Below are 16,498 nucleotides of genomic sequence, written 5' to 3'. Positions count from 1 at the left end.
AACTCATAAGAAATAAGTAAAAGCATTAAACGTAAGTTTGATGCTTTTTTTGTTATATTTGATTGACAACCAAAACTTTATAATCTTATGAAATTTAATTTTTTAATTACGGCAATTGCTGCATTAGTTCCTATGATAATGGGATTCATTTGGTATGGACCTATACTTTTTAAAAACGCATGGATGAAAGAGGTAGGTTTTACCGATGAATCTATGAAAGGTTCAAATATGGGACTTATTTTTGGGTTAGCTTATGTGTTTAGCTTCTTATTAGCTTTTATCTTACAAACATTAGTTATTCATCAATGGGGAGTTCAATCAGCCTTAATGGGTGAGCCAGGTTTTGTAGAACAAACAGGCGGAGCTTATGCTTACTTCCAAGAATTTATGGCCAATTTTGGAGATAGATTTAGAACATTTAAACACGGAGCTTTACACGGAACTATGATAGGTTTACTTATAGGTTTACCTATTTTGGCTACACAAGCATTATTTGAAAGAAAAAGCGTTAGGTATGTAGCTATTAATGCTGGTTATTGGATTATTACATTAGCCTTAATGGGAGGAGTAATTTGCCAATGGGCGTAATAATCTTTTAAAATTATAAATTCAAAAGTGTCAATTTTTAAATTGATGCTTTTTTTATGTAACAAAAAGTTGTAGAAAAAGACATATAAGATAATCAACCAAATACATAACCAAATGATTGCACATTTTTTAAAGTTAGAATGGAAGCAGTTTTTTCGCTCTTCTTATTTCGGAAAAAGCATTGCATTAAAAATAATCATGAGCTTTTTTGCATTATGGATGCTAGTTTCATTTTTAATGATAGGAATAGGAGGGTATTTTTTCATTAAAAAAGAATACCCAAATACAGATCCACTTTTTTTTGTTAATGGATTTCTTGTTTTTTTATTAATTGGAGATTTAATTTTTCGCTATTTAATGCAAAAATTACCAGTATTAAACATCAAGCCGTTTCTAAACTTACCTGTAAAAAAAGAAAAACTTGTTCATTTTGTATTAGGAAAATCAGCTTTGTCATTCTTCAACATAATGCCGCTGTTTTTTTACGTGCCTTTTTCAATAGTATTAATAGGTCAAGGATACAATGTCATGGGAGTTTTAGGATGGTTGTTTTTAATGGTTATGCTAGTATTAAGTGCGAATTATGTAAATTTTCTAATCAATAAAAATAATTATGCATTAGGAGGGATGATTGCTGTACTCGGAATGTTATTTCTTACAAATAAATATCAGTTATTTAACGTAAATGATGTATTTGCGCCTATTTTTCAATCAGTATATAACTTTCCTGCTTTGTCAGTAATAGGAGTGGTCTTGCTAGTAGGACTATACTATGTAAATTTTAAATTATTAAGAGAAAAAGTATATTTAGATGATGCTATAAAAAGCAAAGAAGAAGTAGCAAAAGAATCAGACTTATCTTTTGTTGATAGATTGGGAGATGTGGCGCCATTTATTAAAAATGATATTCGTCAAATTTGGAGAAATAAACGTACTAAAACAGTGTTTTTTATGTCGTTTTTATTTCTTTTCTACGGAGCTATTTTCTTTGGACAAGAAATGTATCGAGAACAAATGCCTGCCTTTTTAGTCTTTGCTGCAGTTTTTGTTACAGGAGGGTTTACGCTAAACTATGGGCAGTTCATCCCTGCATGGGATAGTGAGTATTATAAAATGCTTATGAGTCAAAATATCCGTTATCGAAAGTTTTTAGAAAGTAAATGGTATTTAATGGTTGTAGTATCAGGAGCATTGTACCTGTTAAGTATCCCTTATGTTTATTTCTACGGATTAGATATTTTTTTAATGATAACCGCTGGGGCAATTTTTAATATAGGGTTTAACTCTCTCTTTTTACTGTTTGCAGGTTCTTTTAACCGAAAGCGTATAGACTTAAATAAAAGTGGATTTTCAAACTACCAAGGTACCAGTGCAACACAATTTTTAATAATAATTCCAATAATGGGAATTCCTATGCTCCTCTTTTGGGTTTTCAACAAGTTTGTTAGCTTTAATGCAGGTGTTTTAGCAATTGCAATTGCTGGAACATTAGCTCTTGCATTTAAAAATTACTTTATGGGTTTCATAGAGAAAAGATACATTAAAAGTAAGTACGCAGTAATACATGCATTTAGCCAAAAATCATAACCAACTAAAACTAAACAAAATGATATCTATACATAATATTTCAAAAACATACGGAAGTACACAAGTTTTAAACCTAGAAGAGTTGAAGATTCCTAGCGGACAATCTTTTGGGTTAGTAGGGAATAATGGAGCAGGAAAAACAACCTTGTTTAACCTGTTATTAGATTTAATTAGACCAACAACAGGAGAAATTATAAATAATGAAGCTACTGTAAACAAAAGTGAGAACTGGAAAACATTTACAGGGTCGTTTATAGATGAAACTTTTTTAATAGGATACTTAACACCTGAAGAGTATTTCGATTTTGTTGGAGATTTACGTGGAATGAATAAGGCAGATGTAAAAGGGTTCTTAGCTCAATTTGACGAGTTTTTTAATGAGGAGATTTTAGGAAAGAAAAAGTATTTACGAAGTTTAAGTAAAGGAAATCAAAAGAAAGTTGGTATTGTAGCTGCAATGATGGGAAATCCACAAGTAGTAATCTTAGACGAACCTTTTGCAAACTTAGACCCTACAACGCAAATCAGATTAAAAAAAATAATTAAAAAACTAACAGAGAATAATGATGTAACTGTGTTAGTTTCAAGCCATGATTTAAGCCATGTAACTGAGGTTTGCGAGCGTATCGTAGTTTTAGATAAAGGGAACGTTGTAAAAGATATAAATACATCACAAGAAACCCTGCAAGAATTAGAAAGCTATTTTTCTGCATAAAACAGGGTAAAAATCACCTTATAATTATTATTTTTACCTCTTTACGTACAAAAAACATAATTATTACGTTGTTGTACTGTAAAAGTAAAAGTATATGAAAAAAGGGGTAAATATAATAGTGTTCAGTGTTTTAGCGGCTATCGCGTATTCGTGTAGTGTTAAAAAGGATGCTTTTTTAAATAGAAGTTATCACGCTGTTACTACGAAATACAATGTGCTTTTTAATGGAGAGCAAGCGTATTTAAAAGGACTTGAAGAAATTCAAGAAAAACATGAAGATAATTTCTGGAAGCGTTTACAATTAGAGCCTATAACTTTTGATGAAAGTAAGTTAGCTACAAAAGTGCTTACTCCCGGTACAGGATTTAATACTGACGAAGAGGAAGAAAACAAAAACCTAACCCCTTTTGAAAAAGCGGAAGAAAAAGCTATAAAAGCTGTTCAAACCCATTCGATGAATATTAACGGGTATGAAAGAAATAGCCAAATAGATGACGCTTATTTACTGTTAGGAAAGTCTAGATACTATACACAACGTTTCATTCCTGCATTAGAAGCTTTTAATTATGTGATAGTTAACTATCCTAAAGCCGATTTAAACTACGAAACAAAAATTTGGAGAGCTAAAACAAATATTCGTTTAGGTAACGAAAAAAGAGCTATAGAAACATTATCGTTATTATTAGACGTTTTAGATGAGAAAGAAAAAATAAATAAATCTGTAAAAGAGCAAGCTTATACAGCCATGGCAATGGCCTATGAACAAACAGATACCATTCAAAAAATGGTTGATTATCTAAAGTTAGCAACTAAAACACATTACAACAAAGAACAATCAGCTCGAAACATGTTTGTTTTAGGACAAATTTATAGCGAACTAGATAGAAAAGATTCGGCAAGAATGGTGTTTCGAAAACTAGCAGACCATAAAAGAGCACCAGATAGGTTTCGCATTAGAGCTGATATTGAACTTGCTAAGAATACTCCGAATGACTCAACATTAATATTGATGCTAGCTAGGTTAAGAAAATTAATTAAAAATTCAGATAACCGAAAGTTCTTAAACGAATTATACTACCAGGCAGGAGTTATTCAAGAAGGAAGAAATAGTCCAGAAGCGGCAGCAGAATATTATAAAAAGTCTCTAGAAGCAAAACATAATAACAATTATCAAAAAACCTATGCGTACGAACGTTTAGCAAATATGGCTTTTGAAAAAGAGAATTACCTGCTAGCGGGTTTGTATTATGATAGTGTAATGCAAGTAGTTTCTAAAGAGTTTGATCAAGAAAAAAGAATCCGTAGAATTCGTAGAAAAAATAAAGGACTAACAACCTTAAGAAAATATGAAGAAACAGTAAAAAACAACGATAGTATTCTTGGTTTGGTGGCAATGACACCAGATGAAAGAACTTCTTTTTTTGAAGCATATATTGAAAAAATAAAAAAAGAGGACGAAGAAAAAAGACAACAAATACTCAATGCTCAAAACTTTGGAAGTGGTTTTGGTGGAGGAACATCTATAAATAATACCGCGAATAAAGGGAAGTGGTATTTTTATAACACACAAGCCTTAGGATTTGGAAGAGCAGAGTTTCAAAAAATATGGGGAACACGTCCTTTAGAAGATAACTGGCGATTATCAGACAAATCCATTAGTGTTGCAGATAATGTGTCAGAAGATGATAATGAAAGAAAAATAAACAAGAGATATGAACTTTCAACATACCTTGACACAATACCTACAGATGAAAAAGTAATTAGTGACCTTGTACAAGAGCGAAATGATGCATTATACCAATTAGGGCTAATTTATAAAGAGCAGTTTACAAATGCTACACTAGCAATTAAAAACTTAGAACGCTTAAGAGAAGTTAGTACAGATGATAAGTTGGAGTTACCAATAAGTTACCATTTGTATCAAATATATAAAAAGGAAGGTGATGTAGCTAAAGCAAATGAGTATAAGAATGTTATCTTACAGAAATACCCAAAAACAAGTTTTGCTCAAATAATTTTAAATCCTGATAAAAAACTTGTAGAAGAGAAAAAAGAAGATGAGGTTTTAAATAAATACAAAGAAATATACTATTTATATAAAGAGAATAAGTTTGAAGAAACTGTTAAAGAAATAGATAATTTTTTAACTACAATAAAAAAATCAAATTTAATCCCTAAATTCGCACTCCTAAAAGCCTTGGCTATAGGTAAATATCAAGACAAAGAGACCTATAAAAAAGCGTTAGAGTTTGTTGCGGTTAGTTATGCAACTACTCAAGAAGGTAAAAAGGCAAAAGAAATAATAGAACAATTAAATAAAGCATAAACCCACCCCTTAAATTCCCCGAATATGTTTGGTAAAGAGAGTAAAAAAACAACCGAAAACAAAGTTGCAGAAAGAAACATTATTGGAAAAAACACCAAAATAACCGGTGAAATTATCTCTGAAGGAGACTTTAGAATCGATGGTACTTTAGAAGGAACTATAGAAACTAATGGCAGAGTAATAATTGGTAGTACTGGCCTTATTAAAGGAAAAGTTGAGTGTACTAATGCAGATGTAGAAGGAGAGTTTTCAGGAGAGTTATTTGTATCAAACACACTTACAGTGAAATCTTCAGCAAACATTACCGGAGATGTTATTATAGGGAAACTATCTGTGGAGCCAGGAGCTGAATTCAATGCTACTTGTGCAATGAAAGGAGCGGTAAAAGAATTAAATAAAAATGAGCAAGGACTCAAAGAAAAAACCGCTTAATAAATACATACGATTCACAGGAATCGCACTTCAAATGGGACTAACTATTTACTTAGGAAGTTTACTAGGTGAATGGTTAGACCAGAAATACCCAAACGATAACCAACTTTACGTAAAAATTTGTACACTTGTGGCAGTTTTCGGAGCCATGCTTTCGGTAATTATACAAGTGACAAACCTAACGAAAAACGATGATTAAACGAATTATATTTTTTGCTGTAATTGTAGTTACTTTAGCAGCTTTAGGCTTTTTTATTAATAATTATTTTATAGAGAGAAGTACTTTAAACTTATCTTTTTCGTTAATATCAGTATACATATTTAATGTAATTGCTTCGTTGTTAATTTATATTGCTGTAGAAATAGTAATAAGTTATTTACCTAATGAAACAGGTTATCTATACCTTGGTTTAATGTTGGTGAAGTTTGGAGTCTTTATTATGTTATATCAAGATTCTATTTTTTCTGAAACAGGCTTAACTAAACCAGAAAAAGTTTCAATATTACTTCCTATTCTTACTTTTTTATTGGTTGAAGCTATTGGTGTTTCAAAGTTGTTGAATAATAGATAGTTCCCTGTTTTTGTAAGCCTTTAAAAGACTCAGGAAAACTAAATAAAAAAACCGTTTGTAGTTTTAATTTATTGTGTACCTTTGCACGGAAATTTAGAGACCATAATTCTATATTTAGTAAGGTATGATGATAGCAAAAAAACCTATCTATTTTTTAACGGTACTAGCAATAGTATTTAGTTCATTTACAGCGTTCGCTGGAGGAGGGGATACAACTTCAAAATCAAAAGATGGAGGAAGAGTTAACACTAAAAGTGAAATTGATGGATATATTAAGCATCACTTGGCAGATTCACACGATTTCACACTGTTTTCGTATACAAACGATGTAGGTGAACGCAAGCATATTGGTTTTCCATTACCAATGATTGTTTGGACGAGTGAAGGTTTAAAAGCTTTTATGTCTTCTGAATTTCACCACAACGATGATGGTCATGTCATTGTAGAAAAAGGTGGGGTAAAACTTTCTAAAATCCATAGTAAAATATACGAGTTAAACGAAGGAGAGACGGCAGTTGCTTTTGATGAAGCTCATCATGCTAAAAATGCACATAAAGTGTTAGATTTTTCTATTACTAAAAGTGTATTCGGTATGTTGTTCGTAGGGTTGTTAATGTTATTAGGTTTTGGTTCGTTAGCTAAAAGTTATAAGAAAGGAGCAATTCCTACAGGAGTTGGTCGTGTATTAGAACCTTTAGTGTTGTATGTAAGAGATGAAATAGCAAAACCTAATATAGGTGAGAAAAAATACATGAAGTTTATGCCTTATTTGTTAACAGTATTCTTCTTTATTTGGATATTGAACTTGTTAGGTTTAACCCCTTTTGGGTTTAATGTAACAGGGCAGATTGCTGTAACAGTATGTTTAGCATTGTTTACATTAGTAATTTACTTAACAAATGGGAGTAAAGATTTCTGGGCGCATACATTATGGATGCCAGGTGTACCGGTAATTTTAAGGCCAATTTTAGCAGTAATCGAGTTGATTGGTTTTCTATTAATTAAACCTTTCTCGTTATTAGTGCGTTTATTTGCAAACATTACAGCGGGTCACTTCGTAGTAATGAGCTTAATAGCATTAATGATTACCCTTAAAAAAGATTTTACGGTATTTGGATCTACCAGTATTTCATTATTGTTAGCATTATTTATCACAGTAATCGAAATTTTAGTTGCGTTCTTACAAGCATTTATTTTTACAATGCTATCGTCATTATTTATTGGTATGGCGGTTGAAGAACACGAGCATCACTAATTTAGAATAAGAATTTGTTTAATTATATATAAATCAATCAGTATGTACAATTTAATTGGAGCAGGATTAATCGTTATCGGAGGAGGATTAGGATTAGGTAAAATCGGAGGAAGTGCAATGGAAGCTATCGCACGTCAACCAGAAGCAGCTAATAAAATCCAAACAGCGATGATCATTATCGGAGCATTATTAGAAGGATTAGCATTTGGTGCTTTAATCTTAGGGAAATAATTCCGAAACAAAAAAGAAGTAAAACATTTTCCTGTAACGATTGGTTGCAGGAAATGTTTTCAAATTAAACAAAAACAAACAGTAAAAAGATTAAATTTCAGATACAATGGATCAGTTAATAAATGATTTTTCTCCAGGGCTATTTGCTATGCAAGCATTAATATTAGTAATCTTACTAGTTTTATTGTTCAAATTTGCATGGAAACCAATTATGGCTGCTTTAACAGAACGTGAAGAAGGTATTCAAAATGCATTAGATCAGGCTGAAAATGCTCGTAAAGAAATGCAAAACTTGCACGCAGATAACGAGCGTTTATTAAAAGAAGCAAGAGCTGAGAGAGATACAATGATGAAAGAGGCTCGTGAGATTAAAGATAAAATCATTGCTGATGCAAAGCAGGAAGCTGAAGAGCAAACCTCTACTATGGTAGAGAATGCTAAGGCTACTATTAAGCAAGAGCAACAAGCAGCAATTGCTGAGTTAAAGAAAAAGGTAGGAGACTTATCTATCGAAATAGCTCAGAAAGTTGTAAGAAAAGAATTAGCTTCACAAGATGATCAATTAAGGCTTGTGGAAGGAATGTTAGAAGAGGTTATTTTAAACTAATCAGCAGATGAAAGAAGCAAGAGCAGCATTACGTTACGCGAAGGCCGTTTTAAACTTAGCTAAAGATTCAGGAAACGAAGCTTTAGTAAACGATAACATGAAGTTAATAGTTGATACAATTGCTGAAAGCGCTGATTTAGACCTTATGCTTAAAAGTCCTGTAATTAAAGCTGCAGATAAATGTAAAGTTTTAAATGCACTTTTTGGTGATAAAGTAGATAACATTGTAAAAGGGTTATTCAACTTATTAGAGGAAAATAAGCGTATGGTAATGTTAGAGTCTATTGCTAAGCAATATGCTGTTATATACGATTACCACAAAAACATCAACGTTGCTAGAGTTACCACAGCAGTAGCTTTAACAAAAGAATTAGAAGATAAAATACAAGCTAAAATTGTAGCCCTTACAGGAAACAATGCAAGTATTGAAAATATAGTGAATCCTGATATTTTAGGAGGATTTATCTTACGTGTTGGAGATGTGCAGTACGATGCAAGTATCTCTAACCAATTTAATGAGTTAAGGAGAGAGTTTGACAACGGTCATTACATTCCAAAAATTTAATTATACATCAAAAGAAATAAGATGGCAGCAATTAAACCAGCTGAAGTATCAGCAATTTTAAAGGAACAATTAACAAATTTTGAGTCTAAGGCTTCATTAAACGAAGTAGGGACTGTATTACAAGTAGGTGATGGTATTGCACGTGTTTATGGATTATCTAACGTACAATACGGAGAATTAGTAGAATTCGATAACGGATTAGAAGGTATCGTATTAAACTTAGAAGAAGATAATGCAGGTGTTGTATTATTAGGAGCTTCTACTTCAGTAAGAGAAGGATCTACTGTAAAACGTACAGAAAGAATTGCTTCTTTAAAAGCTGGAGAAGGAATTGTAGGACGTGTTGTAAATACATTAGGGCAACCAATTGATGGTAAAGGACCAATTCAAGGTGAAACTTTCGAAATGCCATTAGAGCGTAAAGCACCAGGGGTTATCTTCCGTGAGCCTGTAACTGAGCCTATGCAAACAGGTATCAAATCTATCGATGCAATGATTCCAGTTGGTCGTGGTCAACGTGAGTTAATCATTGGAGACCGTCAAACAGGAAAATCAACGGTTGCTATTGATACTATCTTAAATCAAAAAGAATTTTATGATGCAGGACAACCAGTGTACTGTATCTACGTAGCTATCGGTCAAAAAGCTTCAACAGTAGCAGCTATTGCTAACATGTTAGAAGAAAAAGGAGCGTTAGCATATACAACTATTGTTGCTGCAAATGCATCTGATCCTGCACCAATGCAGGTATATGCACCATTCGCAGGAGCTGCAATTGGAGAATATTTCCGTGATACTGGTAGACCAGCTTTAATTGTTTATGATGATTTATCTAAACAAGCAGTAGCATATCGTGAGGTATCTTTATTGTTAAGAAGACCTCCAGGACGTGAGGCATACCCAGGGGATGTATTCTACTTACACTCAAGATTATTAGAGCGTGCTGCAAAAGTAATTGCAGATGATTCTATCGCAAAAGAAATGAATGATTTACCAGAATCATTAAAATCTAAAGTAAAAGGGGGAGGATCTTTAACAGCTTTACCAATTATTGAAACACAAGCAGGAGACGTTTCAGCATATATTCCAACAAACGTAATTTCGATTACTGATGGTCAGATTTTCTTAGAGTCAGATTTATTTAACTCAGGGGTTCGTCCAGCGATTAACGTAGGTATTTCGGTATCACGTGTAGGAGGAAACGCTCAGATTAAATCAATGAAAAAAGTATCAGGTACGTTAAAATTAGATCAAGCTCAGTACCGTGAATTAGAAGCATTCGCTAAGTTTGGTTCTGATTTAGATGCTGCTACCTTAAATGTAATTGAAAAAGGTAAGCGTAACGTTGAAATTTTAAAACAAGCTCAAAACGATCCTTACACTGTAGAAGATCAGGTAGCTATTATCTATGCAGGTTCTAAAAACTTGTTAAAAGATGTACCTGTAAACAAGGTGAAAGAATTTGAAAAAGATTATTTAGAGTATTTAAATGCTAAGCACAGAGATACTTTAGATACTTTAAAAGCAGGGAAATTAACTGATGAAGTAATTGATACTTTAAGAGACTCTGCTAAAGAAGTTTCAGCTAAATTTTCAGCTTAATAAAAAGACTTTAGTATTGAGTATTGAGATGAAATTTCTCAATACTCAGTGCTCAATACTAAATACTACAAAGTATGGCAAACTTAAAAGAAATACGTAACAGAATTACTTCGATTAAATCAACAATGCAGATAACCTCTGCCATGAAAATGGTATCGGCTGCAAAGTTGAAAAAAGCTCAAGATGCAATCACAGCAATGCGCCCGTATTCATCTAAGCTTACCGAATTACTACAAAGCTTAAGTGCTACATTAGATAGTGATGCAGGTGGAGTGTATTCAACAGAAAGAGAAATAAACAAAGTATTGTTAGTTACTATTACCTCTAACAGAGGTTTATGTGGAGGTTTTAACTCGTCTATTATTAAAGAAACAGTTAAAACAATCAACGAGAAATACAATGATGCTGCTGTTGATTTATTAACAATTGGTAAAAAAGGAAACGACATTTTATCAAAAGAGTACACAGTTATTGAAAATAGAAGTAGTATTTTTGATGACTTAACTTTTGACAATGTTGCCGAAATAGCTGAACAGTTAATGGATTTATATGTAGATGGATCTTACGATAAAATAGAGATCATTTACAATAGGTTTAAAAATGCGGCAACGCAAATACCTCAAGTAGAACAGTTCTTACCAATTCAGCCAATTGAAGGAGATGAGAATGTAAATTCAGATTACATTTTTGAACCATCTAAAGAGGAGATTATTTTAGAATTAATTCCTAAGTCATTAAAAACGCAATTATACAAGGCAATTCGTGATTCATTTGCTGCCGAACACGGTGCTCGTATGACTGCAATGCACAAAGCAACTGATAATGCAACGGAATTACGTGATGATTTATTATTAACGTATAACAAAGCACGTCAAGCTGCAATTACAAACGAAATCTTAGAGATCGTTGGTGGAGCAGAAGCTTTAAATAACTAAGAAAAGAGAATTCCTCAGAATATTCTGAGAGTTATCATAAAAAGAAAAGCGAACCAATCTGGTTCGCTTTTCTTTTTATGTCATTTTATTATTCAAAATCGGATGATAAATAATAATTCTTTAATGTTACAGGAAATAAATCATTTTCAAAAAACTGATTCATAATTCGAGTAGTGACAGGACTAATACCAGTGCTTACTCCATCTACTTCATGAGGATAAGTCATATTTGAAGAATGATTGTAGCCAATAGTATGTCCTATTTCATGTGCCGTTATAAAGCCAGTTTCTTTACGAATATAATCCCTAAGTACATGTTCTGCTAAACCAAAGGTTGCACCACCACCTAAACCAGAAACATTAACAACTTTACCACAGTTATAGCGTGGTTTGTTTAAAATGATATTGTAAGCCTCTTCTTTCTCACTTTTAGTTAATGATGTGGTTCCGTCATTGCCTACTATATTTTCATTAATAAAGTCATTTTTAAAATCATCAGAAGCAAAAACAACACCAAGGTTAATCATTAAGCCTGTAAATCGACGAATGTCTTTTGCAGTAATATCTTCAGCCCAATTGTTATCAGGATTATTGTCTGTATCAAAGTCGTGGTATTTTATCATCCATTTTAGTTTACGTAAACCTTTAATTTTCTGGATAATTTCGCTATCACCAGTAAAATCAAATACAATATTGTCAGGATTTATACCGGTTTCTTTAAATATTGAAAGATCAACCTCTTGATTACTGGTGTTTAAAAATAAAGAAGAATTATCTACAAAAGGATAGTTAATTTCTTGTTTGCCATGAGCTCTTATTTTATCAATTTTAAATAATTTAATAGGTTTATGAAAACCTTCAGCCTCAATCGTAGCTGTAATAGTTATATCTTCTATATCTATTGGTGCAAAATTAGCGACTTCTATAGTTTTATGATCAATGGGCTTTACCCTTATAACTTTACTAATTTCGTACATACGAGATTCTGAAGTCATTACTTCTTGTGACTCTCCGTCTTGAAACATTAAACTAGAATTGGTTTCAGAATCAAAAGAATAGGTTTTAAGTTCAATGTTAGGGATACTTTCTTTGTCACTACACGATAGGAATAAAAAAGAAGAGCAAACTAAAGTTTTAAATAATAGTTTCATTTTTTTGAAATATTTGGGGGTTATTTTTCGCGAATATAAACCTTACAAACCATTAGTTTCTGAAAGTTAAACAAAACAACTTCAAATTTATTTTATCAAGTGTCATTCACATATTAAGTAAATAAATCAAGCAGAAACCAAACTGTTGTTAGTTCTAGGCTTTTCAGAATTGTTTTTGACTAAGTATAGATAAACCAACAAAGGAATTAGCCCGTGAGGTAGCCTATATATTGTTAAGTATAAATACTGATGTATAATACTCAAGGAAAAATCATAATGAAAGCCACTAAGAATTCTCGCAAAAGCAGTTATGAGTCCCCAAAAACAAGCATATAGCAAAGCTATTTTTGAAAGTTTAGGAATGAATATAGCAAAAGCAATAATGAAATCTAAAATACCAGCTATAAATAATAGGTTTTTAGACATTTCTTCTTGAACAGGTAATATGTTTAAGGTCATGGTAACAAAATTACCTGGTAACGGATAAAAAACACCAATAGCGTACATTCCGTGACAGGTAAAAGCGAGGGCAATACAAACCTTAAGATAAAAAAGTAAAAGAGGTGTGTTTTTGTGTTTTAAGAAATATAATAAAGCAATAGGAACTCCGAACTGAATGGTGTGTTCAAAAAACATTGTAAGATGATAAAATTTATCCTTTGTAATTATTAAAGCTAAAAAAACTAAACTTACTGCACCTAACTTTAAAATATTACGCATCCATTTTTTTGAATTTTCATTAATTATAATAGAAATAACTGCGCATACTAAATATAAAACCCCAATACTTTTGGTAAGAAATTGTATAGCATGGTCGGTGTTTAGGTTGGTAACATACGATTGCCAAGTAGTGTCAAAAACAAAACTAATTACAGGTTCTAACAATTGTTGATCCCAGAAGAAACTTCTGTATGGAGCATCCCAAAATAAGTGCTGATAAGCTCTACCAAAAAAAATGAAAAAAGAACTGATTTTTAAAAATTTGAGAAGGGTTTTAGTGTTCATAAATAAAGGTTTAAACAAAAGTAAAAATAGGGGGTATGTAGTTTGTTAAAATAAGATTAGTAAACCATAAAACAATAGTTATGTGAATGTTAATCAGGTTATTATATAATTAAATTTAATAAAAATAACCTATTAATTTGAAAGAGAAAAAATATATTTGTGTAACCAACTAGTAAACTTTAAAGTCCCTCACAATGAAAAAAACTATTTTAACACTGTTATTATTAGCAGTCCTTAGTACTTATGCCTCTAATGATAAGTACCGATTAATCATCACAGACAATCCAGCAACAACCATAATGATTGGTTGGAATCAAATTTCAGGATCTAATCCAATTGTGTACTATGGAACGACTGATAACGGAACCAATTGGTCAAATTATCCAAATTCCAAATCTGTAGATCGCTCAGTTTCTTATAAAGGAATGAGTAACACCTTTGCCAAACTAACTGGATTAAACCCCAATACCAATTATTATTTTGTGATTAAAGATAGCCAAGGAGTAAGCAGTCGTTTTTGGTTTAAAACAGCTCCAAGTACCAATGATAAAATGTCGTTCATTGCAGGAGGTGATTCAAGAAACAATAGAACCCCAAGAAGAAATGCTAATTTATTAGTTTCTAAATTGAAGCCTACCGCTGTGTTCTTTGGAGGAGATATGACGAACGGAGATTCAAGCTCTGAATGGCAAGATTGGTTTTACGATTGGCAATATACGATTGCAAACGACGGAAGAATGTTTCCTATAGTGCCCACAAGAGGAAACCATGAAGGTTCAAATAATAGTATTTATAATTTGTTTAATGTTCCTTCAACAAGTGTTTATTACGACATAACGTTTGGTAACAACCTATATACAATCTATACGTTGAATTCAGAAATTTCTGCGGGAGGCAGTCAGTATTCATGGTTAAGTCAAAAGTTAAATACAAATAATTCTATCTGGAAGTCGGCTCAATATCACAAACCTATGCGTCCACACGTATCATCAAAATCAGAAGGAAATGATGAATACTCTAGTTGGTCTCAATTGTTTTATGATAAAGGAGTGAATTTGGTATTTGAATCAGATTCTCATACAGTAAAAACAACATGGCCAGTAAAACCTTGTTCAAGCGGAAGTAATTGCGATGAAGGTTTTGTTAGAGATGATGCTAATGGAACCATATATGTAGGAGAAGGCTGCTGGGGAGCACCTTTACGCTCATCTAACGATTCAAAAAACTGGACAAGAGATGCTAGTACATTTAATCAGTTTAAATGGATTTTTGTTGAAGAATCTAAAATTGAAGTTAGAACTATTAAGGTAGATAATGCTAATAGTGTAGGTTCAGTTTCAAACCAAAATCCATTCACAATACCATCAAATTTAGATATATGGAATCCATCTAATGGAAGTGTAGTAACAATTATAAGTAGTAATGTTAGCTACCCAGAAGTTACAATTACAAGTCCGTCTTCAGGATCATCACATACCGTAAATACTCCAGTAACAATTTCCGCTACAGCAAATGATAGTGATGGAACAATTTCAAGTGTTAAGTTTTATGTAAACAACTCTTTAGTAGAATCTGATACAAGCGCTCCTTACTCGTATAATTGGACACCTAGTGTTGATAACCAATCATACGCTATTACATCAAAAGCTACGGATAATGATGGTTATGAAACTACTTCTGAAGAAATTACGGTTTTTGTAGGAAATGTTTCTAAGACGGTTACATCAACAATTAATAGCACCAATGATGATGCAGAGCAGTATCAATCATCAGGACAAATGTATATGAATAGTTCTGATTTAGAATTAGTGTATGATGGAAGTTCAAAAGGAAATCAACATGTAGGAATGTTATTTAGAAACTTAAATATACCTGCAAATGCTACGGTAACAAATGCATATATACAATTTACCACAGATGAAACAAATTCAGGGAGTACATCTTTAGCCATCAAAATTCAAGATTCGTCAAATGCGCCAGACATTACTTCTCAAAGCTATAATATTACGTCAAGAAGTTATTACAGTCAATCGGTTGCTTGGAATCCTAGTTCTTGGAGTTCAGTTGGAGCTTCAGGGACTGCACAAAGAACACCAGATTTAAAATCATTGGTACAATACGTTGTAAACAAGTCTAATTGGGCAACAGGTAATTCAATGATGTTTTATATTTCTGGAACAGGAGAACGAACAGCAGAATCATATGATGGAACTAGTGCGAGTGCACCAAAATTAGTAATTACTTACAGTACTGGAAATCCAGATAATGGAGATGGAGGAGGAGAAACCCCAAATTGTGAGGATGTAAACGTAATAATTACCTTCGACAAGTATTCTTCAGAAACTTCTTGGAATTTAAAGGATAGTACAGGACAAACTGTAATGAGTGGGGAAGATTATACCGAAGGAAATGGAGAAGCAATAACTGTGTCTAAATGCTTACCAGTAGGGTGTTACGACTTTACAATTAATGATACATATGGTGATGGCATTTGCTGTAGTTATGGAAACGGTTCGTATAAAATAACGAATAGTAATAATGATACATTAGCATCAGGAGGGAATTTTGACTCTTCTGAAACGAAACAAGTTTGTTTGAATACTTCTGCAAAAACACAATTAAGAAGTAAGCAAAAGAAAGCAACAAATAATTCAAAAATAAGTATTTATCCGAATCCAACGATTGATAGAGTTTATATTAAAGGAGGAAAGAATACGATTTTCTGGATAGCGAAAATAGTAGATGTATCAGGTAGAAAAGTAATAGAGACTCCTGTGATTAATAATTCAATAGATATTTCCACGATTTCAAGTAACTCAATCTACATTGTTGAAATATATGATGAATTAGGAGAGAAGAAGATATCTAAAAAAATAATTAAGAAATAGAAATTTTTTAATAGTTGAAAAGGTGAAATATTATTAGTAT

General features: G+C 32.2%; 16 protein-coding genes. 14 read left to right on the top strand and 2 right to left on the bottom strand.

Annotated features, from left to right (window positions below; genetic code table 11):
• Positions 1-87 precede the first annotated feature (87 nt).
• The 13 genes from C7448_RS01240 to atpG all read left to right on the top strand — a co-directional run bounded on the left by C7448_RS01240 (position 88) and on the right by atpG (position 11,415).
• Positions 88-588, top strand: a complete 501-nt coding sequence (locus C7448_RS01240) for a DUF1761 domain-containing protein (protein WP_115899547.1) — start codon at positions 88-90, stop codon at positions 586-588.
• Positions 589-702: 114 nt separating this feature from the next.
• Positions 703-2,175: a DUF5687 family protein gene (locus tag C7448_RS01235; protein ID WP_115899546.1), complete on the top strand. Its 1,473-nt coding sequence runs from the start codon at positions 703-705 to the stop codon at positions 2,173-2,175.
• A 19-nt stretch (positions 2,176-2,194) separates the two neighbouring features.
• Complete coding sequence (locus C7448_RS01230) at positions 2,195-2,890, top strand: ABC transporter ATP-binding protein (protein WP_115900106.1); 696 nt, start codon at positions 2,195-2,197, stop codon at positions 2,888-2,890.
• 94 nt (positions 2,891-2,984) lie between these two features.
• A complete protein-coding gene (gene porW, locus C7448_RS01225) occupies positions 2,985-5,216 on the top strand; it encodes a type IX secretion system periplasmic lipoprotein PorW/SprE (protein ID WP_115899545.1) in 2,232 nt (743 codons plus the stop codon).
• A gap of 24 nt (positions 5,217-5,240) precedes the next feature.
• Complete coding sequence (locus C7448_RS01220) at positions 5,241-5,648, top strand: bactofilin family protein (protein WP_115899544.1); 408 nt, start codon at positions 5,241-5,243, stop codon at positions 5,646-5,648.
• On the top strand, positions 5,617-5,847 hold the full coding sequence (locus C7448_RS01215) for an AtpZ/AtpI family protein (RefSeq protein ID WP_115899543.1): 231 nt from the start codon (positions 5,617-5,619) through the stop codon (positions 5,845-5,847). The genes C7448_RS01220 and C7448_RS01215 overlap by 32 nt, the downstream gene beginning before the upstream one ends.
• Positions 5,840-6,220 carry a DUF6168 family protein gene (locus tag C7448_RS01210; RefSeq protein WP_115899542.1) on the top strand — a complete coding sequence of 127 codons (381 nt, stop codon included), beginning with the start codon at positions 5,840-5,842 and terminating at the stop codon, positions 6,218-6,220. Before C7448_RS01215 ends, C7448_RS01210 begins: the two co-directional genes overlap by 8 nt.
• A 124-nt stretch (positions 6,221-6,344) precedes the next feature.
• Positions 6,345-7,475 carry a F0F1 ATP synthase subunit A gene (atpB, locus tag C7448_RS01205; protein ID WP_115899541.1) on the top strand — a complete coding sequence of 377 codons (1,131 nt, stop codon included), beginning with the start codon at positions 6,345-6,347 and terminating at the stop codon, positions 7,473-7,475.
• 42 nt (positions 7,476-7,517) lie between these two features.
• Complete coding sequence (locus C7448_RS01200) at positions 7,518-7,706, top strand: hypothetical protein (RefSeq protein ID WP_099215024.1); 189 nt, start codon at positions 7,518-7,520, stop codon at positions 7,704-7,706.
• 106 nt (positions 7,707-7,812) lie between these two features.
• Positions 7,813-8,313, top strand: a complete 501-nt coding sequence (locus C7448_RS01195; RefSeq protein WP_115899540.1) for a F0F1 ATP synthase subunit B — start codon at positions 7,813-7,815, stop codon at positions 8,311-8,313.
• 7 nt (positions 8,314-8,320) lie between these two features.
• A complete protein-coding gene (gene atpH / locus C7448_RS01190) occupies positions 8,321-8,878 on the top strand; it encodes an ATP synthase F1 subunit delta (RefSeq protein ID WP_115899539.1) in 558 nt (185 codons plus the stop codon).
• 21 nt (positions 8,879-8,899) lie between these two features.
• On the top strand, positions 8,900-10,480 hold the full coding sequence (gene atpA, locus C7448_RS01185) for a F0F1 ATP synthase subunit alpha (RefSeq protein WP_115899538.1): 1,581 nt from the start codon (positions 8,900-8,902) through the stop codon (positions 10,478-10,480).
• A gap of 74 nt (positions 10,481-10,554) precedes the next feature.
• Positions 10,555-11,415 carry an ATP synthase F1 subunit gamma gene (gene atpG, locus C7448_RS01180; RefSeq protein ID WP_115899537.1) on the top strand — a complete coding sequence of 287 codons (861 nt, stop codon included), beginning with the start codon at positions 10,555-10,557 and terminating at the stop codon, positions 11,413-11,415.
• A gap of 88 nt (positions 11,416-11,503) precedes the next feature.
• Here atpG and C7448_RS01175 read toward each other — a convergent pair whose 3' ends face one another.
• Both C7448_RS01175 and C7448_RS01170 read right to left on the bottom strand, forming a co-directional pair.
• Positions 11,504-12,565 carry a zinc metalloprotease gene (locus C7448_RS01175; RefSeq protein ID WP_115899536.1) on the bottom strand — a complete coding sequence of 354 codons (1,062 nt, stop codon included), beginning with the start codon at positions 12,563-12,565 and terminating at the stop codon, positions 11,504-11,506.
• A gap of 126 nt (positions 12,566-12,691) precedes the next feature.
• Positions 12,692-13,570: a hypothetical protein gene (locus C7448_RS01170; protein ID WP_115899535.1), complete on the bottom strand. Its 879-nt coding sequence runs from the start codon at positions 13,568-13,570 to the stop codon at positions 12,692-12,694.
• 194 nt (positions 13,571-13,764) lie between these two features.
• On the opposite strand from C7448_RS01170, the gene C7448_RS01165 reads away from it, so the two are divergent.
• Entirely contained in the window at positions 13,765-16,458 is a 2,694-nt protein-coding gene (locus tag C7448_RS01165) for an Ig-like domain-containing protein (protein WP_115899534.1), read from the top strand.
• Positions 16,459-16,498: the final 40 nt, after the last annotated feature.

The organism is Tenacibaculum gallaicum (assembly GCF_003387615.1).
In the GTDB taxonomy this organism is placed as follows: domain Bacteria; phylum Bacteroidota; class Bacteroidia; order Flavobacteriales; family Flavobacteriaceae; genus Polaribacter; species Polaribacter gallaicus.
The sequence above is the reverse complement of the archived record's forward strand: the minus strand, read 5'-3'. Positions and strand labels throughout refer to the sequence as shown.

What these genes read in the sequence shown, in the direction of transcription:
- C7448_RS01195 (WP_115899540.1), top strand. Translation starts at nt 7,813, where the DNA reads ATGGATCAGTTAATAAATGATTTTTCTCCAGGGCTATTTGCTATGCAA.
- C7448_RS01220 (WP_115899544.1), top strand. Translation starts at nt 5,241, where the DNA reads ATGTTTGGTAAAGAGAGTAAAAAAACAACCGAAAACAAAGTTGCAGAA.
- C7448_RS01230 (WP_115900106.1), top strand. Translation starts at nt 2,195, where the DNA reads ATGATATCTATACATAATATTTCAAAAACATACGGAAGTACACAAGTT.
- atpG (WP_115899537.1), top strand. Translation starts at nt 10,555, where the DNA reads ATGGCAAACTTAAAAGAAATACGTAACAGAATTACTTCGATTAAATCA.
- C7448_RS01170 (WP_115899535.1), bottom strand. Translation starts at nt 13,570, where the DNA reads ATGAACACTAAAACCCTTCTCAAATTTTTAAAAATCAGTTCTTTTTTC.
- C7448_RS01235 (WP_115899546.1), top strand. Translation starts at nt 703, where the DNA reads ATGATTGCACATTTTTTAAAGTTAGAATGGAAGCAGTTTTTTCGCTCT.
- atpB (WP_115899541.1), top strand. Translation starts at nt 6,345, where the DNA reads ATGATGATAGCAAAAAAACCTATCTATTTTTTAACGGTACTAGCAATA.
- C7448_RS01165 (WP_115899534.1), top strand. Translation starts at nt 13,765, where the DNA reads ATGAAAAAAACTATTTTAACACTGTTATTATTAGCAGTCCTTAGTACT.
- C7448_RS01175 (WP_115899536.1), bottom strand. Translation starts at nt 12,565, where the DNA reads ATGAAACTATTATTTAAAACTTTAGTTTGCTCTTCTTTTTTATTCCTA.
- atpH (WP_115899539.1), top strand. Translation starts at nt 8,321, where the DNA reads ATGAAAGAAGCAAGAGCAGCATTACGTTACGCGAAGGCCGTTTTAAAC.
- C7448_RS01240 (WP_115899547.1), top strand. Translation starts at nt 88, where the DNA reads ATGAAATTTAATTTTTTAATTACGGCAATTGCTGCATTAGTTCCTATG.
- C7448_RS01200 (WP_099215024.1), top strand. Translation starts at nt 7,518, where the DNA reads ATGTACAATTTAATTGGAGCAGGATTAATCGTTATCGGAGGAGGATTA.
- porW (WP_115899545.1), top strand. Translation starts at nt 2,985, where the DNA reads ATGAAAAAAGGGGTAAATATAATAGTGTTCAGTGTTTTAGCGGCTATC.
- C7448_RS01215 (WP_115899543.1), top strand. Translation starts at nt 5,617, where the DNA reads ATGAGCAAGGACTCAAAGAAAAAACCGCTTAATAAATACATACGATTC.
- C7448_RS01210 (WP_115899542.1), top strand. Translation starts at nt 5,840, where the DNA reads ATGATTAAACGAATTATATTTTTTGCTGTAATTGTAGTTACTTTAGCA.
- atpA (WP_115899538.1), top strand. Translation starts at nt 8,900, where the DNA reads ATGGCAGCAATTAAACCAGCTGAAGTATCAGCAATTTTAAAGGAACAA.